The 25,098-nt window shown below is 71.9% G+C and carries 15 protein-coding genes; 3 read left to right on the top strand and 12 right to left on the bottom strand.

Going from position 1 to position 25,098, the window contains the following annotated elements:
- The 9 genes from ACZ6JS_RS23335 to eccD form a co-directional block, all read right to left on the bottom strand.
- The coding region (locus ACZ6JS_RS23335; RefSeq protein WP_469300527.1) for a WXG100-like domain-containing protein at positions 1 to 2,903 on the bottom strand (2,903 nt) is incomplete at its 3' end.
- A gap of 6 nt (positions 2,904 to 2,909) precedes the next feature.
- The gene (locus ACZ6JS_RS23330) at positions 2,910 to 3,230 is read right to left on the bottom strand and encodes a hypothetical protein (protein ID WP_400931006.1); all 321 of its coding nucleotides are present in this window, start codon (positions 3,228 to 3,230) and stop codon (positions 2,910 to 2,912) included.
- Positions 3,227 to 3,742 (bottom strand): YbaB/EbfC family nucleoid-associated protein, encoded by a 516-nt coding sequence (locus tag ACZ6JS_RS23325; protein WP_400931008.1) that lies wholly within the window; start codon positions 3,740 to 3,742, stop codon positions 3,227 to 3,229. Before ACZ6JS_RS23325 ends, ACZ6JS_RS23330 begins: the two co-directional genes overlap by 4 nt.
- A gap of 100 nt (positions 3,743 to 3,842) precedes the next feature.
- Positions 3,843 to 6,719 carry an AAWKG family protein gene (locus tag ACZ6JS_RS23320; RefSeq protein ID WP_469300525.1) on the bottom strand — a complete coding sequence of 959 codons (2,877 nt, stop codon included), beginning with the start codon at positions 6,717 to 6,719 and terminating at the stop codon, positions 3,843 to 3,845.
- 42 nt (positions 6,720 to 6,761) lie between these two features.
- Entirely contained in the window at positions 6,762 to 7,259 is a 498-nt protein-coding gene (locus ACZ6JS_RS23315) for a type VII secretion system-associated protein (RefSeq protein ID WP_469300523.1), read from the bottom strand.
- 82 nt (positions 7,260 to 7,341) lie between these two features.
- Positions 7,342 to 7,671 (bottom strand): WXG100 family type VII secretion target, encoded by a 330-nt coding sequence (locus ACZ6JS_RS23310; RefSeq protein WP_400931014.1) that lies wholly within the window; start codon positions 7,669 to 7,671, stop codon positions 7,342 to 7,344.
- A 71-nt stretch (positions 7,672 to 7,742) separates the two neighbouring features.
- Positions 7,743 to 8,102 carry a hypothetical protein gene (locus ACZ6JS_RS23305; protein ID WP_400931016.1) on the bottom strand — a complete coding sequence of 120 codons (360 nt, stop codon included), beginning with the start codon at positions 8,100 to 8,102 and terminating at the stop codon, positions 7,743 to 7,745.
- A 195-nt stretch (positions 8,103 to 8,297) separates the two neighbouring features.
- Positions 8,298 to 9,779 (bottom strand): type VII secretion protein EccB, encoded by a 1,482-nt coding sequence (eccB, locus tag ACZ6JS_RS23300; protein ID WP_469300521.1) that lies wholly within the window; start codon positions 9,777 to 9,779, stop codon positions 8,298 to 8,300.
- A gap of 12 nt (positions 9,780 to 9,791) precedes the next feature.
- Positions 9,792 to 11,198 carry a type VII secretion integral membrane protein EccD gene (gene eccD, locus ACZ6JS_RS23295; RefSeq protein ID WP_469300519.1) on the bottom strand — a complete coding sequence of 469 codons (1,407 nt, stop codon included), beginning with the start codon at positions 11,196 to 11,198 and terminating at the stop codon, positions 9,792 to 9,794.
- Between the two features lie 191 nt (positions 11,199 to 11,389).
- On the opposite strand from eccD, the gene eccCa reads away from it, so the two are divergent.
- Positions 11,390 to 15,388: a type VII secretion protein EccCa gene (eccCa, locus tag ACZ6JS_RS23290; RefSeq protein WP_469300517.1), complete on the top strand. Its 3,999-nt coding sequence runs from the start codon at positions 11,390 to 11,392 to the stop codon at positions 15,386 to 15,388.
- A gap of 75 nt (positions 15,389 to 15,463) precedes the next feature.
- Here eccCa and ACZ6JS_RS23285 read toward each other — a convergent pair whose 3' ends face one another.
- The 3 genes from ACZ6JS_RS23285 to ACZ6JS_RS23275 form a co-directional block, all read right to left on the bottom strand.
- Positions 15,464 to 16,654: a S8 family serine peptidase gene (locus tag ACZ6JS_RS23285; protein ID WP_469300515.1), complete on the bottom strand. Its 1,191-nt coding sequence runs from the start codon at positions 16,652 to 16,654 to the stop codon at positions 15,464 to 15,466.
- 89 nt (positions 16,655 to 16,743) lie between these two features.
- Positions 16,744 to 20,052, bottom strand: coding sequence for a right-handed parallel beta-helix repeat-containing protein (locus ACZ6JS_RS23280; protein WP_469300514.1), 3,309 nt, complete (start codon positions 20,050 to 20,052; stop codon positions 16,744 to 16,746).
- A 447-nt stretch (positions 20,053 to 20,499) separates the two neighbouring features.
- Entirely contained in the window at positions 20,500 to 21,363 is an 864-nt protein-coding gene (locus ACZ6JS_RS23275; protein WP_469300512.1) for a universal stress protein, read from the bottom strand.
- Positions 21,364 to 21,586: 223 nt separating this feature from the next.
- Here ACZ6JS_RS23275 and ACZ6JS_RS23270 point away from each other — a divergent pair, with 223 nt between their 5' ends.
- Together ACZ6JS_RS23270 and ACZ6JS_RS23265 are read left to right on the top strand one after the other, a co-directional pair.
- Positions 21,587 to 22,441 carry a DMT family transporter gene (locus tag ACZ6JS_RS23270; protein WP_469300510.1) on the top strand — a complete coding sequence of 285 codons (855 nt, stop codon included), beginning with the start codon at positions 21,587 to 21,589 and terminating at the stop codon, positions 22,439 to 22,441.
- 472 nt (positions 22,442 to 22,913) lie between these two features.
- Positions 22,914 to 24,242 (top strand): PP2C family protein-serine/threonine phosphatase, encoded by a 1,329-nt coding sequence (locus ACZ6JS_RS23265; RefSeq protein ID WP_469300508.1) that lies wholly within the window; start codon positions 22,914 to 22,916, stop codon positions 24,240 to 24,242.
- The last annotated feature ends 856 nt before the right edge of the window (positions 24,243 to 25,098 follow it).

Genomic DNA, 25,098 nt, shown 5'->3' with positions numbered 1-25,098 from the left:
TTGCCGCTGAACCGCGACCACAGGACGGCGACCTGGTCGCCGTCGCTCAGGGTGACGCCCTTGCTCTCCAGCCAGGTGGTGATGGCCGCGTCCCGATCCGCGTCGGGGCCGACCTTCCAGGCCTTGCGGACGTCCTCGCGCAGATCCGTGCTGAACTGCTTGCCGACGCGCTTCGTCGCGTCACCGACACCGAGCTGGTTCTTCTTGTTGAGCTTGATCAGGAGCGGCCCGTTGTGCGCCGCCACCGTTATCTCCTTCAGCCGCTCGGACGTCATGACGACGTGGATGCGGTTCTCCGGAATGTCGGAGGCCCTGTAGAAGGCGGCGATCCCTTCGGCCTTCGAGCTGTCCGCCGCGTCCTCGTAGGTCAGGATGACCGAGAGGTTCTCGTCGGCGAGGAGGGCGGCCGCGATGCCGAACTGGTCGCCGGACGCGTAGTGGGGCTGGGTGAGGAACACCAGATCCTCGGCGGGCCCGAGCGGGCGCGGCGGGACCGGGGTGGTGGGCGAGGGCGTGGGGTCCTCTTGCTCCGACACGGTGACGGTGTCGGTGTCGGGTTCCGTGTCTGTGCGGCGGGGGGACCGGCTGGTGTCCCAGGCCACGGTCCCCGGGTCGACGGCGAGCCTTCCCTGGGGCTGGGTGGCGTCGTCCGTGGACGTGAGGGTGGACGTCGACGTGGTGGTGACGGGGTTGCCCGGGGAGTTCTCCTGTGTGAGGGCGGAGTTGTTCCGTTCGGCGGGCTCCTCCAGGCTCGTGCCGTCGTCGTCGCGGCCGGTGGACGCCCAGGCCTGCCCGCCGCTCTCGGTGGAGGGACGGGAGCCCTCCGTGTTCCCCTCCGTCGTCGGCCGGTTCGCCGTGTCGCCGTCCTCGTCCGCCGCGGAGGTGTCCTCGCGCGACGGGGCCGCGCTCTCGGTGACGAGGCCGGCCGGCTGATGGGCCGGGGCGGTGTCGCCGTCGGTACCCGAGGCGGCGGGGGACGCCGGTTCGCCCGGGGCCTTCTGCCCGGTGGCGTTCGGGGAGGTCGAGTTGGCCGGGCTGTTCCCCGTCGCCGGTGCGTTCGCGGCAGTCGGTGTGTTCGCCGTGATCGGGGAGGAGCCGCCGGGCGTGCCCTGGCCGGCCCCCGGGGCCACTGCGGAGGTGGTGGCGATCGGGACCGGGGCGCCCTGCGGGACGTCCCGGTCGGATCCCGATCGGCCGCCCTCGCCCGCGAGGTAGTCCCCGTCCTCGTCGACGTCCAGGTAGTCGAGGTCGTCGTCCGTCTCGTCGAAGAGCCGATCCAGGCCGAGGTCGGCCATGTCGTCGGTGAGACTGCCGGTGTCCGGCTCCGCGAAGAACTCGTCCAGGCCGAGATCGGGCATGTCGTCGGTGAGTCCCGACGCCCCGCCGCTGCCGCCGTTGCCGAAGTCCGGGGTGCCCAGCCCGAGGGAGCCGCGCAGCCCCGTACCGAGCTTCTCGCCGCCCGTCTCCAGCAGGTGCCCCAGGCGGCCCTCGACGATGCCGGAGCCGAAGGTCAGCCCGGACGTCTTGAAGGTGTGCTCGTCCGAGAAGAGCAGGTTGTACGTGCCCTCCGAGACCGCCGCGTGGGCGCCCTCGAACAGGCCGCGCACGGCCCCGCCCCGCATCGACTGCAGGACGCTCTGGCCCATCGCGTCCGCCGTGCCCTTGGTCAGGGCGTTCAACGCCCCGTCGTCGAGGTGCTTGGAGATCGGCTTCAGCGCGTCGCCCAGTGCGTCGGGCAGTTCCTTGCGCCCGGTCCCCATCAGCAGGGTCTGTGCCCACTTGCGGCCCGCCTCGCGGGCCTCCTCGCCACCGAAGCGCCGTTCGAAGGCGTCCCCGACGTCCTTGATGAAGTTGCGTGCCGCCTTCTCCGGGTTCGGGCCCGCGGTGCCCGGCAGGCGGTTGCGGAAGATGTCCGTCATGTCCTTGCCGAAGGACTGCGGCGGGGGCGGCAGATCCTTGTTCGTGTTCGGCTTCGGAACGTCGCCCGTCGTCTTCGGGGGCGGCGGAGGCGGGGTGACGTCGTCGCCCGCCTTGTTCTTCGGCGGGGGCGGTGGAGCGACGTCGTCACCGGTCTTCTTGGGCGGGGGCGGTGCGAGGTCGCCGCCCTTCTTGCCCAGGTTCTTGCCCGCGCCGTCGCCCAGGCCCTTGGGCGGCGGCAGGACGTCGTCGAGCTGCTTGCCGATCTTCCGGCCGGCGTCGTCGCCGAACATCTTCGCCAGGAGCTTGCTGAACAGGCCGCCCAGGGCCTGGAAGGGACCCGCCAGCGCGCCCTGTACGGCCCCGGAGAGCGCCGCGTTCTTGGTGAGCTCGCTGTCCCACTCGTCGCGGGTGCCCTGGTTCAGCTGCGTCCACTGGCTGAGCGCGTCCATGACCACGCCCATGCCGACGTTGATGATCTCGTGCATCAGCAGCGCGACGATCATCCGCCCCAGCCGGGTGCGGATGATCAGCCGGACGATGGCCTGCTTCTGCAAATACGCCCCGATGGACGCGCCGAAGAAGAAGGACAGCGCCAGTGCCACCGCGGCCTCGACCAGCAGCTCCACGAGCTGAGCGATGATCATGTACTTCGTGTACTGGAGCTGGGTCGCGCTCTTGCGGGTGAAGGTGGCGATCAACTCCGCCTGCTCGGTCACGGAGTTGAAGTAGTCGAGCCCCTTCTGGCCGCCGAGGAAGGACTTCATCGCCTCCTGGTACATCTCGGCGGCGCTGCCGTCGAAGTTCTTCTTCGTGTAGCCGAGGGCGTCGGCCACCCGCTGCTGGACCTCACCGTTCAGTTTCCCGTGCAGCCCCTTGTGCGCCTCCGCGAGGGCGAACAGCTTGTCCTCGTCACCGTCCGGAGGGATCTCACCGGTCAGGGCCGCGAACAGCCAGGCGCACTCGGGGGGAAACTGCAGCGACATGGAGGCTCAGCGCTTCTTCGTGGGGTTGTTGACGTGGTCGATGACGTCCTGCTGGGTCTTCTTGAACTTCTTGGAGGTGTCGCCGAGGCTCTGGCCGCTCGCTTCGAGGGCCTCGACGAGCGCCGCGGTCCCGTCCACGACGGACCCGAGCCCCTGGTAGTACTTCTTGGCGAAGGCCTCGCCGAACTCGCCCGTGCCCCAACAGCCGCGATAGCTGGTGATCTTGTCCATGTACTCGTCGCGGGCGACCTTCAGCACGCTGCCCACGTCCTTCACGGCCTCGCCGCTGCGGTCCAGGCCCTCGCTGTCGACGTCGAGTTCACTCACCGGCCCGCCACCGCCCCCGACGCCGTGCCCGTCCCGCCGTCCTCGTCGTCCACCAGCTCGTCCAGCAGGGCGCCGGCGGAGGCGGAGGAAGCGGAGCCGGCCGGGCGGGAGGACGGGACCACCAGGTCCGTGTCCTCGCGCAGCGGCGCGAACAGGTCCTCCCAGTCCACCGGCCCGAAGCCGCCCGGAGCGTCCGCGGACAGCCCGGGGATGGGGCCGAAGGGCCGGTATATGTCGAGCAGTTGGGAGGCGGCCTTGGCGCGGGCCGAGGAGATGGTGGTCATCACCACGTTCGCCAGCTCCGCGGGGGCCATCGTGCGGTACCGCGAGGTGGGGAAGCGCAGGCCCGTCAGCTCGCCCTGCGCCCCGACCGTGGCCTCCACCGCGCGGTCCTTGGCGGTGACCGTCACGGATATCGCGGCCGCCTGCGCCGCGGCCGCGTCCAGGCGGCCCCGGGTCTCCTCGAACTCCGCCAGCGCCTCCGCCAGCCGTTCCTCCAGGGGATTGCTCATCCCTGCGTCCCTCCTCGTTCGCATGCTGTCCACCGGTACCGGTCGGATGCCGGCCCTCGTCTCCCGACGGCTCTCCCGACGGCTGTCCCGCCGCCGGGGTTCACCGCCCGATCACCGCGGAGACGCCGCCCTCGTCGGTGCCCCAGACGTCCTCGTCCTCGCTGACCCAAGTGGCGCGCTCGCGCTCCTCGCTCTGCGTGCTCTGGCCCCCGCCGCCCATACCGCCCATCGGCGGCATCATCGGCATCCCGCCCGAGGTGGTGGCGGGCCGGCGCAGCGCGGCGGCCTCCTCGGCGGCGAGCTGGGCGATGCGACCGCGGGTGGCCGCCGACTCGTTCAGCACGGTCCCCCGGGTGCGTTCCCCGGGGACGGTCGGGCCCGTATTCGTGCCGGGGGGTGCGGTGAGGCTGTGCCCGAGGGGGTTGGCGCCGAGCGGGGGCGGGGCGGACGGGCCGCCGCCCGATCCGTAGCCGCCGCCCGACAGCGCGGCCGCCGACTTGCGGTAGTCGTCCGGGTAGTCGTAGTAGTCGTAGTCGCTGAGCCTGCCCGAGGAGAGGTTCGGGCCCGCACCCGTCGGGCCGCCCGTGACCGAGACCGTCCGGCCGGAGGCGTCCGTGGTGACCGTCCGCCCGTCCGGGTAGGTGACCTTGTGGCCGCCGTCCTGGAACTTCTGGTCCACCGTGCCGTCCGGGTACTTCGTGGTCGTGGAGCCGTCGGGATTGTGCTTGGTCTCCGCGCCCGCATTGCCGCCCAGCGGGTTCAGGTGCTCGGTCTTCTTGTCCCCGTCCGGCTCGGTGGTCGTGTAGGTCCCGTCCGGGCCGAGCTTGGTGGAGGTGCCGTCCTTGTAGGTGGTGACGACCGTGCCGTCCTTGTCGACCTTGGCCACGGCGCCGTCCGCGTACTCGATGGTCGAGGTGTTCTTGCCCAGGTGGGAGACGGTCTTCGTGCCGTCGGGGTCGACCGTGGTGACCGTTCCGTTCGGACTCACGGTGGTCCGGGTCCCGTTGGTGTGGACGGTCGTGGCCGAGCCGTCCTTGTTGAACGTCGTCGTCGAGCGGTCGGGGTTGTGGACGGTCTGCCCCGCCTCGGGGCGGGTGACGGTCTTGTTGCCCTCGGGGTCGGTGGTGGTCAAGGTGCCGTCGGTGGCGCGGATCTGCGTCGAGCCGTCCTTGAACTGCGTGACGGCGCTGCCGTCCGGGCGGATCGTGGTCTTTGTGCCGTCCGGGTAACTGATTGTCTCGCTGCCGTCCTTGTGCAGCACCGTGGTGGAGCCGTCCGGGTTCACCGTCGTGGCCGTGCCGTCGCGGCCGATCGTGGTGGTGGTCCCGTCCTTGTGCGTGACCGTGCGGGAGCCGTCCTGGTTGTATGAGGTGGTGCTGCCGTCAGGGCCCTTGACCGTCTTCAGCGGGATGCCCCCCTTGGGGCCGGTACCGGAGCCGGGTGGCGGGTTCAGCCCCAGGAACGGCGGAGGCGACCCCGCGGGAGTCTTCTCCTGGCGTCCGTCCGGATACGTCGTGGTGTACGAACCGTCGGGATTGCGGACGGTGACGGAGCCGTCGGGGTTGCGGACGGTGACGGAGCCGTCGGGGTTGCGGATGCTGCCGCCCGGGCCGAGCCCGGGCGGGTTCAGCCCCAGCGTGGGCGGCGGCTTCTTGAGGTCCGGCGGAGGGACGTTGCCCTTCTTGTCGCCGAGGCCGCCGCCTCCGCCGATGGCGTTCGGGTCGATCTTCGGCGGCGCCTTGTCACCTCCGGCGCCCCCGCCCTTCTCCTCCAGTTCCTTCTGTTTGTTCTTCGCCGTGTTCTCGGCGTACTTGCTCCCCAGGTCGGTGAAACCGGGGTTGAAGGTGAAGGTGCTGGTGGCGTACTCAAGGTCGGCGAAGGCGTTGTTGAGCGCGCTGGCCTGAAGGGTCGCGGCCGTGTCGAGGGCCAGGAGGTTCGCCACCCAGCTCCGGTAGGCCTGCTGGGCGAGCTTCTGCCACGCCTCCTGATGGGTCAGGTCGCCGAACGGCTCGTAGTAGATGGAGAACCCCGCGCCCATGACGAGCTTGGTGCCCTGCGCGGTCACCTTCTGGATGTTCTCGCTGTTGATGTACGCGACGACTTTGTCGATCTCCGCGTCGAGGAAGTGCGTCGGCGTGAAGGTGGCGGGGTGTGTGGCGTCGGAGAACTTCCACGTGTCCCAGGCGTTCTTCAGGTTCGTCGCGGCGTCGTGGATGGCCTTCGCGCAGCGCAGGATCTCCCGGCCGGTCGAACTGTCCGAGGCGACCAGGGGCAGGTCTCCCAGCGTTACGCTGCCCGTGCCCCGGGTCGCGGTGAGGTCCTCGCCGAGCTCCTTGTACCCCAGGTCCAGCCCTTGGATCAGGGTGCGGAAGACGTCCGCCGCCGAGCCCTTCCAGGCGGCGTCGTCCCCGCCGAGGCTCTTCGACCAAGCCTCGATCTTCTTCTGGTAGTCGATGAAGAAGGTGCGCACCTCGTCGAACGACCTCGCCGCGGCAAGGATCGTGGCCAGTTGTATGGAGTCCTTGGGGTCGACGGCGGCGACGCCCGAATACCCCAGATCCAGGTTCGCGGTGGTTCCCTTCTTCACGAAGGACTCCAGGGCTTCGCCGTATCCCCAGTCGAAGGCGCCGGCCTTCCCCTTGTTGCTGAAGTCGTTGCCGCCCTCGTTCCAGGGCACGCTCAGCGTGATCTTCCAGTACTTCTGGACCCCGGTGCCGTCGTGGTCGATGTCGTAGAACTTGATGATCCGCTCGGGACCCTTGGTATCGACGTTCGGGAGGCTGTCATAGGCGTCACCGACACTGGTCAGGTAGAGGGCGTCGGTCTTCGCCCTCAGCCAGCCGGTCCCGGGAACGGTCTGGTCGCCGGTGCTCCCCACCTTCCCGACGTCCTCGCGCTTGCCGCCCGCGAAGCTGGTGAGTTGCCCGACGACGTATTCCCACCGGGTTTGGATCTGTGGGGGCGACGGTGTTGCCATGGGGAGGGGGCCTTCCGGGGAACGCGACGGTTGGTGGGACGGTCAGGTGGTCGGGGGCGCGGACGGGGGCTTCTTCTCGGGCGTGAAGACCCCGTTGACGTCCTTCCAGTCGGCGAGGAAGTCCTGCCCGTTGATCCCGTCGAGGCTTTCGTCCTGGGCGTCGCCCAGTTCCTTGATCGTGTGGATCAGCTCGTCGTCGATCTCGGTGAAGAGGGTCCGCTGCTTGGTCAGGATCGTGCCCAGCGAGGCGGCGGAGTCCGTCATGAACTTGACGAGCCGCGTCCCGTCCACCGGTGTCTCTTCCTTGGCGTCATTGGTCCGCAGCCTGCCGAGCCGCGGTGGGTTCGGCGCCCAGGGGCCGTCGGGGTCCGTCAGCGCTCTGGCCAGCAGCGGCACGGGGGTGACCGCGTCCGTCGACGGTGCCGTGCTCGTCAGCGTCGCGAGGCGTGCCAGAAAGGCGGCGACCCCCTCGAGGCTGTCCGTTCTGAACTTCTCCAGACTGTCCCTGTCGAGATGGGACAGATCGATACCTTCGGCCATGGTCTCTCTCCCGGGCGGCGGGGCAGGGTTGCGGGAACGTCCCGGCGCCGCCGGCCGGGGCCGGCGGCGCTGTCAGGGCGGGTCAGCGGATGCGGACGTTGTTCCACTGGTCGGCGCTGCGGTTCTCGTGCTTCTTGTAGATCTCGCTGATCATGTTCAGCAGCTCGCTGTGCTTCTGGAGGATGGCGCCGAGGCCGTCCGAGGCCGTGTTCCAGTCGGTCTGCTTCTGGCCGTAGACGGCGGCGTCCTGGCCCTGCCAGGCGCCGCGGAGGCCGGCCAGTTCCTCGTTGAGGGCCTTGACGGTGTTCTGGATCGCGACCGTCTGCATCCGCATGTCCTCCGCGGCACGGTCGACGTGCTGGTACTGGACGTGGATGACGCCGTCGGTCTTGTTGGAATAGAAGTCGGACATGCGGGGCTCCTAGGGCGGCGGGCTGACGGAGAGGTGACGGAGGTGTACCGGCTCAGGGTTGAGCCACCGGCTCAAGGGTTGAGCCGGTTCTGGGCTCCCTGGGAGATCGAGGAGCGCTTGGCCTCCTGGATGAAGTCGTTGATCTGGCCCTGGGTGCGCGACTGCGCCTGCCCGGTCTCCGTCAGCGTCTGCATCATCTCGCCCATGCTCCGTGTGATCAGGTCCACTTGGCCGCTCCACTCGTTGAGCAGGCCCTGGAACGCGTTGCCGTCGGCGCCGCCGTAGGCCTTGATCAGGCCGTCCATGACCGTCTTCACGTCGCTCTGGGCCCTCTCCACGCCCGTCTTGGCCTGCTGGAGGGCGTTGTAGCCGCGCTGGTTCTCGCTCTGGTCCGAAGTCTGGGTGCTACCGGGAGGCGGCGGAGTCGCCATGATGGGGTTCCTTGTCTGGCGCGGCCATGGGGGCGTGGGGCGGATCGGGCGGAACGCCCGCCCGCGTGTGGGCTGATGGTAAGAACACTTGTGCGGCTGCTGCAACGAGACGAGTCGTCTTTGAGCTTCCGCGGTGATGCCCTGACCTGAACAGCCGGTCATCATCGGAGAGGACGGTGAAATTCCGCCGTCGGTTCACTCGCAGGGGGAGTCGGCCGGTTTCAACCCCACGGCGCCCGCCGCGGGCTGACGGCCCATCGCCGTGTCCACGTCGAGCCGCGGACCCGTGGGCAGCATGTCCAGCAGCCTCGACGGCACGGCCTGGGCGTGCCCGCCCTTGAGCCCCAGCCGCTCCACCGCGGTGACGTCCGGCAGCCGGTACTTCACGCCGACGTCGGTGACCAAGTACGTCGTGGTGCCGCGTACGCCGCCCCCGGCGCCGAGTGCCTGTACGAGCGCCCCGCCTCCCGGGCGGACCGCGATCCCGTCCACCGGCAGGCAGGCCCGCACGATCTCGGGACCGGCGGCGGGGGCCGGGACGCCCCCCGCCTCCCGCACCAGGGCGATACGGATCCGGGGGGCGGTGCCCTCGGGCTGGATCTGGGCGCAGAGCTGAGCACCGGCGCCCACGGCCCGCGCGGCCGGGGTGACGGCCGGCCAGTCCCCGGGGTCCGATCCGCCCTGTCCGGCGGGGGCCTGCCGTCGGGTCAGCTCGTCGGCGCTCAGCGCCATCGGCACCGGGACGCGGCCCGGGTACGCCTGACCGGCCGTGCGGTCGTCGCCCAGGACGAGGGCCGCCGCGAGCGCGGAGAGCGGGCGCAGTCCGGCCGCCTCCAGCAGGAAGTACTGCTGGGCGGTGCCGGGGGAGGAGAGGGCGAAGACCTGGCCCACCCGGGCGGCCGCGCCGCCGACCGTGCCCGCGTCCGTACCGCGGCCCTCGACCTCGGGGGCGGCCAGGTCGGCGCCCGCGGGCACGCTGTCCAGGAAGGCGGCCGAGACGGTGGTGGGGACGGCGCCGGAATAGCCGAGCGCCTGCTGGGCCCCGTGCCCGCCGATCCGCAGTCGGCGGTCCCCCCACAGCACGTGCCGGGCCCCGTCGGGACCGGCGACGAGCAGCGCCTGCTGGTTCCCCGGTACCTCGCCGTCGGAGGCGAAGCCGAGGCGCAGCGAGGTGCGGGCCGTGCGGCCGGCGCCGTCCGGGCCCGTCTGGCGGGGTTCCTCGGCGCACACCTGCCAGGAGCCCTTCTCCAGGTCACCGAGTCCGGGCAGCGAGTCCGGGCCGCCGGGAATGCCGACCGGGGTGCCGTGCGGCTCGCCGCGCAGCGACGCCGAGGAAACCGTGACGGTGTTCAGCCGGTTCTCGGACATGAGGCGTGCCGAGGCGTAGTTCCGCACCGGGCGGAGCCGCCCGTCGAGGTACAGGTAGCGCGTCCCGGTGTCCTTCTCCACGATCAGTGCGTTCGCCGTCCGCCAGGACTTGGTGCCGGCCGGGGAGAGCAGTCCGAACAGCACGAAGCCGACGACGAGCACCACACCGAGGCCGATGCCCCAGGCCAGGCCGCGATTGGTGCGGCCGACCGGGCTCTCCGGGGCGTCCGGGTCCTGCCGCAGCATGCCACTGGTCAGCCTGCCCATGACGAACATGTGGGCCTGGACCTGGTCTTTCCTCGACTGCATGTCGTTCCCCCGTCAGCCGGAAATGGCGCGCAGGGCGCCGTAGACGCCGAGCACCCACAGCGCCAGCGGGATCAGCGCCACTGCCGCGCAGGTGTGCAGGATGTCCCCGGCCCGCCCCCAGTGGGGCAGGATGCGGCGGCCGGGCACGGTCCAGGACGTGACGAGCGCCACGCCGGCCAGCACCAGCAGGGTCGCGAGCACCGCCGGACGGTTGCCGGGGGAGACGGCGGACGCGCCGGTGAGGGCCGCGAGGACCAGTCCGTACAGGCCGGGCAGGAAGACCGCCGGGCGCTGCCAGACGTTCCCGATGGCCCGGGAGTGCAGCAGCAGGAGCAGGCTGAGCACGCCGGCGGTGACCCGGGCCGGGGTACCCGGGTCGTCCAGCAGCAGTGCCGTGAGGGCCAGGGCGCAGACCAGGCCGACGGCCGCGTAGAGGGCGGTCATCCACTCCTCGGCCAGTGCGGTGCGGCTGACGACCCCTTCGTGCGGGTGCGGGTCGATGCCCTCCTGCAACTCCTCGGCGTTGGACGGCAGGACCGGCAGCCGCAGCCCCGACAGCCGGAAGGCCAGCCCGGGGACGAGCCCCCCGACGGCGACGGCGAACACCGCCACCACGCTCGCCGCGGGCCCGAGGCCGACGTCCAGCGTCAGCATCAGCGTCCCCCACACCGCCCCCGCCAGGGCGACCACCGCCACCGACAGCAGCAGCGGCACGAAGGCCGCCACCGCGGCCACGGCCAGCACCGCGCCGCCCGCGGCCGCAGCGGACGCGGCCAGCAGCCGGGCTCCGCCCAACTGTCCGCCGCCGTCCGCCTCGCCGACGGGAAGCAGGGCCCCGGCCAGCGCCAGGTAGGGCGCCACGAACACGCCCAGAGCCGCGCCGGCGGCCGAGTCCCCGACCGCGCGGGAGGCCGCGGCGGCGCCGAAGAGAACCAGGAGTCCGGTGATGCCGGCGACGGCCGCCCGGGCCGGCCCGCCGCCACCGGGCAGGGCGCACACGACCCAGCCGGCGGCCAGCAGCAGGACGGCCGCCGTCCGCAGCAGCCGCCGGCCGGCCGGGGCGTCCCAGCCGTACGGGCGCTCGCGCATCGTGCTGGCGACCCCGTCGACGAGGTCGTCGAAGTGGATCGCGGGCAATGCCTCGGTACGGGGACGCAGATGGAGAGTCTCCCCGTCGCGCAGGGACAGCACCTCGGGCGTGCTCTCCTCGTCCAGCGGTTCCCCGCCCAGGCGTTGCAGGACCCAGCCGCCGTGTTCGATTCCCTGCTCGGCGAGTTCCTCACCGGCGTGGTCCAGGAGCGTGGGCAGGAGGTCGGCCAGCGGAACGTCGACCGGCACCGCGAGGTCGAGCAGGCGCTGCGGTGTCCTCACCGTGAGTCGGCACAGACCGGGGCTCGATATGCCCGGGGTTTCAGTCATGAGGGTGCAGCACCTATCCAGGGGCCGGGGTACCAAACGGAGGTAGCGCACACTACCGTGATCAACACACCAGGTCACAGACCACCCTTGGCCCTCCGCCGTCACCCGGCGCGGAGAGCGGTCCCCCAAGTCCCCGCGACACCGTACGGGGGCGGGGGCCGGACGCGCCGAGCCCGAGGAGACACGCCAGCGTGAGCACCGTCCTGTTCCGTCGGCCCGCGCGCCGCCGCGGCCCCGACATGCCCGAGGGAGAACTGAGCCTTCAGGAGCCGCCCACGCTGCCGGAGGCGGAGCCGAACACATCGGCCATGTGGACGTACCTGCCGATGGGCCTCACCTCCCTCGGCATGCTCATGATGTTCCTGCGTCCCGGACAGGCGACGGCGTTCAGCTACATCGCCATCGGGCTGATGCTGCTCTCCTCCGTGGCCATGATCGGCGCGCAGCTGATCCGCAGTGCCGGTGAACGCAAACGCAAACTCAAGGGTGAGCGACGCGACTACCTGCGCTACCTGGCCCAGATGCGCCGAAAGATCCGCGTCACCGTCGGCGCCCAGCAGAAGGCACTGGCCTGGCGCCACCCCGAGCCCGCCGCCCTGTGGGCGCTGACCGGGACCAGCCGGCAGTGGGAGCGCCGGCCCTCCGACGACGACTTCGCCGAGGTGCGGGTGGCGGTCGGCGACCAGAAGCTCGCCACACGGCTCACCCCCCTCGCGACCAAGCCGGTCGAGGACCTCGAACCGCTCGCCGCGCACGCGCTGCGCAGTTTCATCCGCGCCTACGGAACCGTCCCCGACCAGCCCATCGCCCTGTACCTGCGCGCCTGGTCGCGGGTGGTGCTCCGGGAGGAGGGCGGCGGCGAGAACGCGCGGCAGGGGGAGCGTGCCCGGGCCCTGCTGCGCTCGCTGACCGCCCAACTGGTCACCTTCCACGCGCCGGAGGAACTGAACATCGCGCTGTGCGTCAGCGACGAGCGGCGCGCGGAGTGGGAGTGGCTCAAGTGGCTGCCCCACGCCCAGCACGGCTACCAGCGCGACGGCGCGGGCCAGGCACGGCTCGCCGCCGCGGACTTCCAGGCCCTGGAGGAGCTGCTCGGCGCAGACTTCACCCAGCGGCCGCCCTTCGATCCGGAGACCCCGCCGGGCCGCGACGAGCCCTTCACCCTGGTCGTGGTGGACGGCGGGGCCGTACCCTCCGGGCACCGTGTCACCGGACCCGGCTACCGCAACACCGTGCTCGTGGACCTTGGCGGGGCCCTTGCCTGGAAGGCCGCCCGGGGGACCCTGCGGCTGCGCCTGGACGAAGAGGGCCTGCACCTCGTCCGCACCGATCGCGAACGCAAAGAGCAGGCCACCCTGCTGGGCCGTCCGGACAGCCTGGGCCCGGCCGCCGCCCGCACCCTGGCCGCGCGGCTGGCCCCGTACCGGCTCGGCGGCGGCGTCACCGCCTCGGAGCCCTTCGTCGCCGAGACCGAACTGACCGCCCTGCTCGGCATCCCCGACCTGCGGCGGCACGAGCCCGCCCGCCTCTGGCGCCAGCCCCAGCGAGCCGTCGAAGGCCGCGGACGGCTGCGGGTGCCCATCGCCGTCGGCGAGGACGGCACCCCCGTCGAACTCGACATCAAGGAGTCCGCCCAGGGCGGCATGGGCCCCCATGGCATGCTCATCGGCGCCACCGGCTCCGGCAAGAGCGAGCTGCTGCGCACCCTCGTCCTCGGCCTGGCGCTCACCCATTCCTCCGAGACCCTCAACTTCGTCCTCGTCGACTTCAAAGGCGGCGCCACCTTCCTCGGCATGGACGAACTGCCCCACACCTCCGCCGTCATCACCAACCTCGCCGACGAGGTCGCCCTCGTCGGCCGCATGCAGGACGCCCTGCACGGCGAACTGATCCGCCGCCAGGAACTGCTGCGCAAGGCCGGCAACTACGCCTCCCTCCTGGAGTACGAGCGCGCCCGCGCCGCCGGTGCGCAGATCGCGCCGCTGCCCAGCCTGTTCGTCGTCGTCGACGAGTTCAGCGAACTGCTCGCCGCGCACCGCGACTTCATGGAGCTGTTCGTCATGATCGGCCGACTCGGGCGGTCGCTCGGAGTGCACCTGCTGCTCGCCTCGCAGCGGCTGGAAGAGGGCCGCATGAACCAGCTGGAGGGCCACCTCTCCTACCGCATCGGCCTGCGCACCTTCTCCGCCATCGAGAGCCGCGGCGTCCTCGGCGTCCCCGACGCCTACCACCTGCCCTCGCAGCCCGGCAGCGGCTACCTCAAGAGCGGCGTCGAGGCCCTGACCCGCTTCCGTGCCGCGTACGTGTCCGGTACGTACAAGGCGCCCCGCCGCGGCGTCCGCCGTGAGCAGATCGCCCGGCAGGTCGTCCCCTGGGGTACCGAGTGGGTGGTGCCCCACACCCTGCCACTCGCCCCCGAACCCGAGCCGGAGACCGAGCCGGAGACCGAGGAGAGCCTGCTCGGCCTCGCCCTGGACCGGCTGCGCGACAGCGGACCGCCCGCACACCAGGTGTGGCTGCCCCCGCTCGACACCCCGCCGAGCCTCGACTCCCTGCTGCCGCCGCTGACCCCGGACCCCGATTTCGGCCTCACGACCGCCGGCTCCCCGGAGCGCGGGCGGCTGCGCGTGCCGGTCGGCCTCGTCGACCGCCCCTTCGAGCAGGTACGGGACCTGCTCACCGTCGACCTCTCCGGCGCCGGGGGCCACGTCGCCGTCGCCGGCGGACCGCAGAGCGGCAAGAGCACCCTGCTGCGCACCCTGATCTGCTCCCTCGCCCTCACCCACACCCCCCGCGAGGTGCAGTTCTACTGCCTGGACTTCGGCGGCGGCGCGCTCTCCTCGCTCGCGGGCCTGCCGCACGTCGGCGGGGTCGCCGGCCGCCTGGACCGGGAGCGGATCTCGCGCACCCTCGCGGAGGTCATCTCCCTGCTGGGCCGGCGCGAGCTGTTCTTCCAGGAGGAGGGCATCGACTCGATGTCCACCTACCGCAGGCGGCGCGCGGCCGGCGAGTTCGCCGACCAGCCCTTCGGCGACGTCTTCCTCGTCGTGGACGGCTGGTCGACGGTCCGCAACGAACTCTTCGACGACCTCGGCGTCTTCGGCGAACTGGCCTCCCGGGGCCTGAACTACGGCGTCCACCTCGTGATCGCCACCTCGCGCTGGGTGGAGGTGTCCGCCGCCCTGCGCGACCAGATCGGCACCCGGCTCGAACTGCGCATGGGCGACCCCATGGACTCCGCCATCGACATCCGCAAGGCCGGCGGCGTGCCCGTCACCGCGGGCCGGGGCCTGAGCCCCGACAAGATGCACTTCCTCGCGGCCCTGCCCCGGATCGACGGCCAGGAGCAGGCGGAGGACCTCTCGGAGGCCCTCGCAGACCTTGTCGAGTCCGTCGCGGAGAGCTGGGACGGGCCGCCGGCGCAGCCGGTGCGCATGCTCCCCACCCACCTGCCCGCCGCCGAACTCCCCGTCTCCGACCACCCGCTGCGGGTGGCGATCGGCCTGGACGAGGTCGAACTGGCCCCTGTCTGGCACGACTTCCGCCAGAGTCCGCATCTCTACATGGTCGGAGACACCGAGAGCGGCAAGACCAGCGCACTCCGGCTGCTCGTCCAGCGCATCATGGCAACTCACAGCCCCGACGAGGCGAGCTTCCTGGTGGTCGACTACCGCCGGGGCCTGGTCGAGGCCATCCCCGAGGAGTACCGGCTCGGGCACGCCGTCTCCGCGGACCCGCTCCGCGAGTACGTGGACGGCGCCGCCCGCGCGATGGCCGACCGGCTCCCCGGGGAGGACATCTCCCCGGCCCGGATGCGCCGCGCCGACTGGTGGAACGGGCCGCGCCTGTTCGTCGTCGTCGACGACTACGAGATGGTCGGCTCGGCCTTCGACGGCCCCTTCGAACCGCTCCTGGCCCACCTGCCGCTCGGCCACGAGATCGGCCTGCACATGATCGTCGCCCGCGCCTCCACCGGCGCCGGGCGGACGGACCCCCTCGTCCGCAAGCTGAGCGAGGTCAACTCCTCGGCGCTGCTGCTGTCCTGCCCGCCGTCGGAGGGCTACCTCCTCGACAGCGTCAAGCCGCGCATCCTGCCGCCGGGCCGGGCCCAGAGCGTCGTACGCCGCAAGACCCGGCTGGTCCAGCTCGCCCTGCCCGACCCCGGGCAGGAGGGCGCCGACGAGGAGTGAGCCGCGGCCGGCGCACGGGCGCCGGCGCCCGGCCGGCCGCCGGGACCCGGTGGACCTTTCCGGTCACCGCACCGGCTAGCCGGCGGACGTGCCCCGGTCGTCCAGCCGGCCCGGCCGCCAGCCGCGGCCTCGGCCGCGCGGCAGGACCACCGCGAGGAAGGCCACCAGCAGCACCGTCCCGGCCGCGACGGCGGCCACCAGCAGGGCCGTCGTCCGCGCCCCCGCCGTCCGCGGCGCCTCGGGCAGGACGACCGGGTCCGCGTACGCCGCCTCGGCGGGGGCCTTGGCCGGGAGGACCCCGGACACGGCCCCGTACGGGTCGAGTGCGGGCAGGTCCCCCGGGTACGCGCCGGCCAGCAGCGCCTCGCGCACCCCCTCCGCGTTCAGACCGGGGTGGTAGGAGCGCACCAGAGCCGCGGTGCCCGCCGTGATCGCCGCGGCCATCGAGGCACCCGAGCCGGTCCACTTGCCGTCACCCACCGGGCCCGGCCCTACCAGGGCGCCGCCCGGTGCCGACATGTCGGCGTGCCGGAAGGGCGGCGCGGACTCCGGCCTCGTCCCCTGCGGTCCGGTGTCCAGTACGGCCAGTGCCTGGGCCGGAGCCACCGGGGCGGGCTGCGGGTCGGCTCCTCCCGGCGGGGTACCGTCCGCCGCGGCCGGTGCGATCACCAGGGCGTCCTTCGACCGGGCCACCGCCATGGCCTCCAGCACGCGGGGGTCGGTGCCGTCCAGCGGTGCGGTCACCGTGATGACGCCCGCCCCTGCCTCGGCCGCCTCCCGCACCCCGGCCGCCAGCCGGGCCGCGTCCGGCTCGCCGCGCTCCCCGGTGCCGCGCACGGCGAGGATCCGCGCCTCCGGCGCCACCCCGGAGAACCCCTGGCCGGGCAGCGCCGCCCCGGCGACCAGACCGGCCTGGAAGGTGCCCCGGCCCACGCAGTCCCGGCCCGCGTCGCCCAGTACCCGGACCCGGCCCGCGAGCACGGCCGGCCCGTCGCTCACCCCGCTACCGACCACCGCCACCGTCACCCCACGGCCCCGGGACAGGCGCCACACCTGGTCCAGCCCCAGGGCGCCCCGGGTCCAGGGAGCCGCTGCCGTGTCCTTGCCCGGCACCGTGGTGCAGCCCTGGCCGGGGGCGAGTACGTCGGGCACGCCCGGCAGCGTGGTGGGGTCGTCGTTGGCACCCTGCGCCGCCGCGAGGGGCGCCGGTCCGGCCAGCGCCGCGAGAACGGTGGTGCACAACAGCAGACGGGTACGGCGACGCATGGGAGGTCCTTGGTCGGGGCCCGCCCTGCGGGGGACGGGGCTTCTTCTCGGTCGGGTACGGGCCGGGCCGGCCGCTTCGGTGCTCCCGCTCAGTGCTCCCGCAGGTCCTCGGCGAGCAACAGCCGCAGGTCGTCCAGGCTCGGCGCCGCGACGGCACTGAGCCGGCGCGCCTGCCGCGTCATCATGGCCTCCAGGGTCTGCCGGGCCAGCCGGGCGTTGCCGAAGGTCCGGCCGCGCGGTATTGACTCGAAGTACGCGCGCAGCGCCGAAGCCGCGCCGGGGGCGCACTCGTAGCCGTTCTCCAGCGCGTTCTGGCGCACGATCGTGACGAGCTCGTCCGAGGAGTAGTCGGGGAACTCGACGTGCCGGGCGAAGCGTGAAGCGAGACCCGGGTTGGAGTGCAGGAAGCGGTCCATCTCCTCCGTGTAGCCGGCGACGATCACCACCACCTCGTCGCGGTGGTCCTCCATCAGCTTCAGCAGTGTGTCCACCGCCTCCTGACCGAAGTCGGAGGAGGCGCCGGAGCCCTGCGGGGTCAGCGTGTACGCCTCGTCGATGAAGAGGACACCGCCGAGCGCGCGTTGGAAGACCTCCTTGGTCAACTGCGCGGTGTGCCCGACGTAGCGGCCCACCAGGTCCGCCCGCGACACCTCCACCAGCTGCCCGCGCGGGAGCACGCCCAGGGACACCAACAACTCGCCGTACAGCCGGGCCACCGTGGTCTTGCCGGTACCGGGCGGGCCGGCGAAGACGAGGTGGTTGCTGATCCGGGGGGCGCGCAGCCCAGCCGCGGCCCGGCGCCGCGCCGTCGCCAGCAGGTTGACGAGGTCGCTCACCTCGCGCTTGACCGCCGCCAGGCCGGTCAGCGCGTCAAGCCGCAGCAGCGGGTCCTGGTCCTCCCCGGCCGCGGCGGCCGCGGGCAGGCCCACGTCCTCGGCGGTCAGCAGCGTCAGATCGCGCTCGTCGACGTCGCCGCGGGTGGCGAGCCGGGACGCCTGCCGGTCCACCATCTCCTCGAAGACTTTCCGGGCGGTGCGCCCGTTGCCGAAACCGGCGTCGCGGGGGATCCGCTCGAAGTACGCGTGCAGAGCCGGGCGGGCCTCCCCGTCCAGCTCGTAGCGGTGAGCGGAGCACATCCGCTCGACGATGGTGACCAGTTCCTCCGAGGAGTAGTCGGAGAACTCCACGCTGCGGGTGAACCGCGAGGCCAGGCCCGGGTTGGAGGCGAGGAAGTCCGTCATCTCCTCCGGATAGCCGGCCGCCACCACCACGACGTCCTCGCGGTGGTCCTCCATCAGTTTGACCAGGGTGTCGATCGCCTCCCGGCCGAAGTCCGCTCCCGACCCGGCCGAGTCCGACAGCAGTGTGTACGCCTCGTCGATGAACAGCACCCCGCCGAGCGCCTTCTTGAAGGTCTCCGTAGTCTTGATGGCCGTCCCGCCGACGATCTGCGCGACGAGGTCGGCCCGGGAGACCTCCACCAGATGGCCCGAGCGCAGCACCCCGAGCGAGGCGAGGATCGAACCGTAGAGCCGGGCCACCGTGGTCTTGCCGGTGCCCGGCGGGCCCGCGAAGACCAGATGGCGGCTCATCGGCGGCGCGGGCATGCCGAGCCCGGCCCGGCGCTGCGCCATGCGGTTCAGGTTGATCAGGGTCAGCACCTGCTCCTTGACCTCGTCAAGGCCGATCAAGGACTGCAGCTCCGCCACCGCGCCGCCCTCCGCTTCCGCCTCTGCAGGGGCGGCGACGGCCGCACCGCCCGGCAGCCGGCCGTCGCCGGCCGCCTCCGCGTCGGCGGCGCTGCCCCAGGCGTCCGGGGCGCCGTTGTCGGCACTGGTGAGCTGCTCCACCGCCAAGCGGTCGCCGGGAACGGCCTGGCGCAGCCCGCTGCCCTTGTTGTCCCGCAGGGTGCAGCCGATCACCGAGACGGGGTCGGAGCCCTCCACACGAACCCCGTCGGCGGCCGAACCGGTCACCTCGCAGGAGCTCAGGGAGGTTCGGGCGCCCGCCGCGACGAGCACCCCGTGCTCGCCCGCGCCCCGCACCCTGGACCGGGCCGCCGTCAGCTCGCCCTGCTCCTCGACCCGGATACCCGCGCCCAGGCAGTCGTCCACCTCGGTGTCGCGCAGGATCACCGCGCCGAGCGCGCCCACCTGCACGCCGGGGCCCTTGGCGGTCCGCAGCCGACCCTGTCCGACGTACAGGTTCCCGTGCCCGGTTACGTGGAGCGCCGCGCCCCCGGACTCCTCGACCAGGCAGTCCTCCAGCCGTCCCCGGCCGTCCGCCAGCACCTCGATGCCGTGGCCCGCCGAGCGTGCGATGGTGCTGCGCCGCAGCAGCGGATTGGCGCGCGACCGGATCAGTACGCCGCCCAGGCCGCTGCCGATCACCTCCAACCGGTCGATCTCGGCGGCGCAGTTCTCGTCCAGGAGGACCCCGGTCCCCTCGGCGTCGCGGACCACGGCGGCGGTGAGGACGGGTGAGGAGAAGTCGGTGATGCGGACCGCGGCGTCCCGGGCGGCGGTGAACACGCAGTCCTCGAACACCCCCCGGCTGCGCTCGGTCACCAGCAGGCCGTGCCCCGCGGTCCGGTCCGTGCGGCAGCGCCGCAGGGTCGGCGCGGAGCCGGCGCCGACCACGAACCCGTGACCGGTGGTGTTCCGGACGGTGACGTCCTCCAGGACGGTCGCGCCGCTGGTGCTCATGAACACGCCCACGACGGAGTCCGTGACGGTGGACCGCGAAACGGTGACCGTGCTCTCCTCCTCGGCGGCGACCCCGGGCTTGTCGGCGGCGGAGATCTCGCATCCCTCCACCAGGACCCGGGCGCAGCCGTTCGCGAGGACGCCGTTGCCGCGCGCGTCGCGGAGCCGCCCCGCGCGCACCGAGATCCTGCCCTGCTCACCGGCGACCACGGCGGAGGTCCCGAGGTGCTCGACGACGCACTCCTCCAGGAGGCTCTCCGCCGCCGAGGTGGACACCACTCCGGCGCCCTGGGGATTCTCGATCCGGCACTGGCGGATCGCCAGCGAGCCGGCGCCGCGGGCGAACAGAGCCGCCCAGGAGGCGCCGTACACGTCGCACCGGTCGAGCAGGAGCTGCCCGCGGGCGACATCCACCACGGGTAGTTCGTCGTCGTGGCCGCGCAGGACGAGGGAGTTCACCATGGCCGAATCGCACGCCATGATCAGCGCCGAGCCCCGGCGGGGCGCCAGCTCCACGGTACCGCGGCCCTCCGTGGTGGTCAGCGTCAGCGAGGTGGCGAGCGTGAGGCTCTCCTCGTAGCGGCCGGGGGCGATGCTGATCACAGCTCCGGTACGGGCCGCGCGGAGCGCCTCGGAGATGGTGCGGCAGTCGCCCGTCCCGTCCTGGGCGACGGTGAGCAGCTGGCGTGACACGTTCTGACCTCCCGGGCGCCCCGACGTCGTTTCCGCTGTACGGCGGCGTCCGGTCGCTCCCGGGGCGTGTGGAACTGATGTGCTCATCATGCCTGCTGGGGCGGACGGGCCGCTACCGCCCTCGGTCGGAAACAACGATCCGGCCACGGGAGGCGTCTCCTTGTGGTCGAAGGTGCTCATCCGGCGGCTGCCGAGCGTCGGGAGGATGTGGTGCTCGAGCAGGGACTCCAGAGTGCGGAGCGAAGACTCGGCGAGGTCGCGCTGGCCGGCCTTCCACTCCGCTTCCGGCGCCGGAACTGCCTCCGACCCACCTCAAACCGCGTGGAAGGTGCGCTGAACTGCGTTCCCATTCCGTGTGCGTGTGGGCGGCTGTGTGTCTGCGCATGCTGACCCGAAGCTGACCGACGCCTACGCGTGGCTGTGGGCTCGACTGTGGCGCGGCCACGATCAGTCCAGGGGCACCAGCGCGACCGGGGCGGGGCTGTGGTGGATCACCGCGTGTGCGACGTGGCCGATGTGCGGGCCGAGCGGCACCTTGCGGGTACGGCGGCCGACGGCCACCAGTGCCGCTCCCTGTGCGGCGGCGCTCACCAACCGCGGGCCGGGGGAACCGGTGACCACCTCGTGAGTGACGCTGACTCCCGAATAGGTCTTCTGCCAGGGTTGCAGCAGTTCCGTCAGCCGGTGCGTCGCATGCTCTCCGAGCTCGTCGCCGATGTGCGGGTCCATCATCCCGGCATACACGTATACGGGCGGCAGGCTCCAGCAGTGCACGATGTGCAGAGCGCCGCCCCTGCGCGCGGCCTCGGTGAAGGCGAAACCGAGGAGCCGGTCGCTGGGGTGCGCGAGGTTGACGCCTGCGACGATCCCGCCGGCAGCGTGGACGTCCCCCCTTCCGTCCGCGGGCGCCCGGACGAGGACGACCGGGTGCTCGGCCCTGCCGACGACCGCCAGCGACACCGAGCCCATGAGATATCCGCTGATGCCGCCGAGGCCTCGGGAGCCGAGCACCGTCAGCTCCGCCTCGTCCGCCGCTTGAGCCAGCACCTCTGGGGGGTGGCCCCGGACGCTGCGTGTGCTCACCTCTACGGACGGCTGGTTCCGGCGCGCCAGCTCGGCGGCGTCGTGGAGGAGTGCTGCGGATCGGTGGTTCGGCTGCGGTGAGGAGTGGTCGCCAAGTTTTTCCGGTCCAGCTTCCACGTGAAGCATTTCCAGCGGCACATCGCGCAGCGCTGCTTCCTGTGCGGCCCATGCCGCTGCTGCGAGGCTCTCCTCGGAGCCGTCAACGCCCACGATCACCAGGGCCGTCATGGCGAGCCTCCTTGCGGTTCCCGCGCGCGCGACGCGGACTGCTTCCACACTCCAGCTTCCTGCCCTGCCCGCTTGACTGACAGGGCCGATCGGGGCCGCACCGGGTCCGAAAGGCCCAACCCGTCGGTCTGCCGTCGACGTCAGGCTCGGCGGGCCCAGGCGGGCCGGGCCGTGTGCGCGTGTCGCGCACGAACCGGCCCGTGCCGTGCGGTGGTATTCGCCCATGCATACCGCAGTGGCGGTGGTGGCCGCTCTGTTGTCCGCCCTGACCTTCGGGGTCGGTTCGGTGCTCCAGCAGAACGCGGCGAGGCGGGCACCCGCGCGGGAGTCCCTGCGGCTCCGCCTCGTGCTGGACCTGGCCCGGCGGCCGATGTGGCTGGTGGGCATGGTCCTGGTCGTCCTCTCCTACGCGCTGCTCGGCCTCGCCCTGACCTTCGGGCCCCTGGTCCTGGTCCAGCCGTTGGCCGCCACCGATCTCGTCTTCGCCCTGCCACTCCTTGCCTGGGGCCGCAGGATGAGGCTGCGTCGCCAGGACGCCGCCGGCATCGCCTGCACGGCTGGGGGTGTCGCGATATTCCTGGCCGTGCTGCCGCCGGCCCCGGAAGGTACGGCCATTCCCGCTGTGCGGCAATGGCTTCCCGTGCTCGTGGCCATCGCGTGCGCGGTAGTGCTTCTGGCAGAGATCGGCCGGAGAAGCCGGGCGACCACGCGCACGGCCCTCTACGCCACCGGCGCCGCACTGACATTCGCTCTGCTCGACGGCCTGACGAAGAGCGTCGGGGGTCGGTTCCGGACGGACGGGTTGGGCGCACTCGGCCACTGGGAGCTGTATGCGGTCGTCCTCGTGGGCGTGATCGGACTGGTCCTGTCGCAGAGCTCCTACCAGGCGGGTTCGCTGGCCATCAGCCTGCCGCTCATCGACTGCCTTGAGCCTGTGGGCGCCGTACTCATCGGGGTGGCCGTTTTCGGTGAACAACTGGCGACGTCGACCTGGGCACTGGCGGTGCAGGGACTGGGGGCCGCCATGGCTGTGGCCGGCATCGTCGTCCTGGACAGGTCACCGCTGGCGCAAGCCTGAGACGGGCCACCGCAGCCGGTCGCCGTTCCATGCCGAGTGCGTGATGTGAGTCGGCAGCGGACGGGTGAGGCGATCGGCCAAGGAGATCAGGCTGCTGTCCCTGATGGCGCCGGTCAGGGCGGCGAGGTGGGAGCACGGGGACAGGCGCTTGACCACGCTCTGGCGGATCTCTGCGGACAGCTCTTCACCGCTGCGGAGGAAGACCTTGAGGAGGTCTGCGCGGCTTACCGGTCCACCTCCAGCGGCGACAGTGCCACGGCGCATCCCCTGGAAGTCGCGACCTCGATCACCGGCTTCACCAGCGGGCGGATGAACAGCGCCTCGGACACGCTTGCCCTCAACGCCTCGTCCCGACCGCCGGTACTGGCACGATGCTGTGCATGCACCCTTCCCCGGCCTCCTACCGCATGGTCGGCCGGTCGCTGCGGGGAGCCGGCCGGGCCGGACAACGGGACGACGGGCGATGCCGGTGATGGCCGGCGAGGAGGATGCGGGAACCGCCGCGCGGGATGTGCGGGCGGGGCTGAAGCTGGATGCCCAGCTGGACGAGATCGCCGCGAAGCTGACGGAACTGGCCGCGGCCAAGGACCGCCTGCAGGACCTGCTGGATGCGGTGCTGGCCCTGAGCCGAGAGGATGACCTTCCCGCCCTGCTGCACCGCTTCGTCACCACCGCCATGGGCCTGACCGGCGCACGCTACGGGGCGCTGGGCGTCCTGGACGACTCTGGGGAGGAACTGGAACAGTTCATCACCGCCGGCCTGTCGGCCTCGGAACTCGCCGACCTGGCGGGGACCGCCTTCCCCCGCGGCCACGGCGTTCTCGGCCACTTGATCCACCACCCCCAACCACTGCGCGTCGAGGACATCGCCGCCCATCCGTCCTCCGTCGGGTTTCCGCCCGATCACCCGCACATGCGCACCCTCCTGGGTGTCGCCATCAGCGTCCGCGGCACGATCTACGGCGACCTCTACCTCTCCGAACGCCATGACGGCCGCCCCTTCGACCGCGACGACGAAGCCATCGTCATCACCCTCGCCGGGGCCGCCGGTATCGCGATCGAGAACATCCGCCTGCTCGAAGCGCACCGCGCAAGCGCCGAACACTTCCAGCGCCTGCTGCTGCCCACCCTGCCCGACCTGCACCCCTTCACCGGCGCCGCCGTCTACCGCCCCGCCGATACGCCCGGTCGACTCGGCGGCGACTGGTACGACGCCATCTGGCTTCCCGACAACGCCTGCGCCGCCGTCATCGGGGACGTCGTCGGCCACGACCTGCACGCTGCCGCCGCCATGGCCCAGACGCGCAGCATGCTCCGCGCCCTGCTCTTCGACCGCCTCACCCCGCCCAGCGCCGTCCTGCACCGGCTCGACCGCGCTCTGGCCGCAATCACCGACCCGCCCGTCACCACCGCCTGCCTCGCCCGGATCGAGACCGCGGACGACGGCTGGACCCTGCACTGGAGCACCGCCGGCCACCTCCCGCCGCTCCTGATCAACGCAGACGGGAGCATGCGGTACCTCTATGCCGAGCCCGGGCTGCCGCTGGCCGTGAGCACCGAACAGCACCGCCCCGACCACACCCACCCCCTGCCGCCCGGGGCCACCGTGGTCTTCTACACCGACGGGCTCGTCGAACACCCCGCCCACAGCCTCGACGACGGCTTGGCCCAGCTCGCCGAACTCGCCAGCACGCACATCGGGTTGCCTCTTGAGGAGTTTGTGAACGTGCTGGCCGACCGCCACCCCAGCGACGGCCACGACGACATGGCCATCCTCGCCCTCCGCACCCCGAACACCTGACCCGGGGCTCTCGCCGAACTCCCGCAACTGGTCATTTGCCATTCAAGAGAGTCACCCTGCGTGAAAACGTCACGCTCCGAAACGGCCCCTCCGTTCCCGAGGCTCTTGAGGCTGACGGGTATTCTTCCGGCCTCCGGCCGCGCGGTAGGCGCACTGCCAAGAGGCAGCGCTGCAAGCCGGTGCTGACGTTTCCATCGGCATGACGCATTCAGGGGCGCTTCGCCATGCAGGCCCAGCCGCATCGTCGACCCCGCTCTGACCGTGGGGCGACCTGCCCAACCTCGGCAACCGCCTGGAATTGCCGGAAGGGTGGACGTACGAGGTCCGCTACCTGACCGACGACCTCTCGGTGGTTCCGGTGAACGGCAAGGCCACGGTTGTCCAGGACGAACTCCGGAACACATACATGCAGGAGAACGAAAAGTTCAGGCACATGAGAGGAAGCGAATCGCCGCCGGTCTCCAGGCGCTCGCGCTCGATCCGGTTACCCAGCCCTTCCGACGCCCTGTGACACCCCGGCCTGATCCTGGGCGGTGCGCAGGGCCCGACACCGCGAGGCGCTGGCCACCTTCGACAGCCGACGAATCCCCTCGGCCCAGTCAACGACGACGAGCAGCCGACACCCCCGCCCACCGCGATGAATGCCTCGCTGCATCGCCCCGTAGGTGCTCGCAGCCACATGCCATCACCCTCACGGGTTGTCGCGGGGTGCGAAGCTACGGATCGTAGCCGAGCTTGGTCCTATGAGCGTGCCCCCGAAGAACCCCAGTGGCTCGGAGTCCACTGGCCCGCAGCGAGGCCGCTGGTGGCGACCCCCCCGCCGCTGCAAAGACGCCCTCCCGCTCACCCTTGTCAC

This window comes from Streptomyces sp. NPDC046349, from assembly GCF_055587885.1.
The sequence above is the reverse complement of the archived record's forward strand: the minus strand, read 5'-3'. Positions and strand labels throughout refer to the sequence as shown.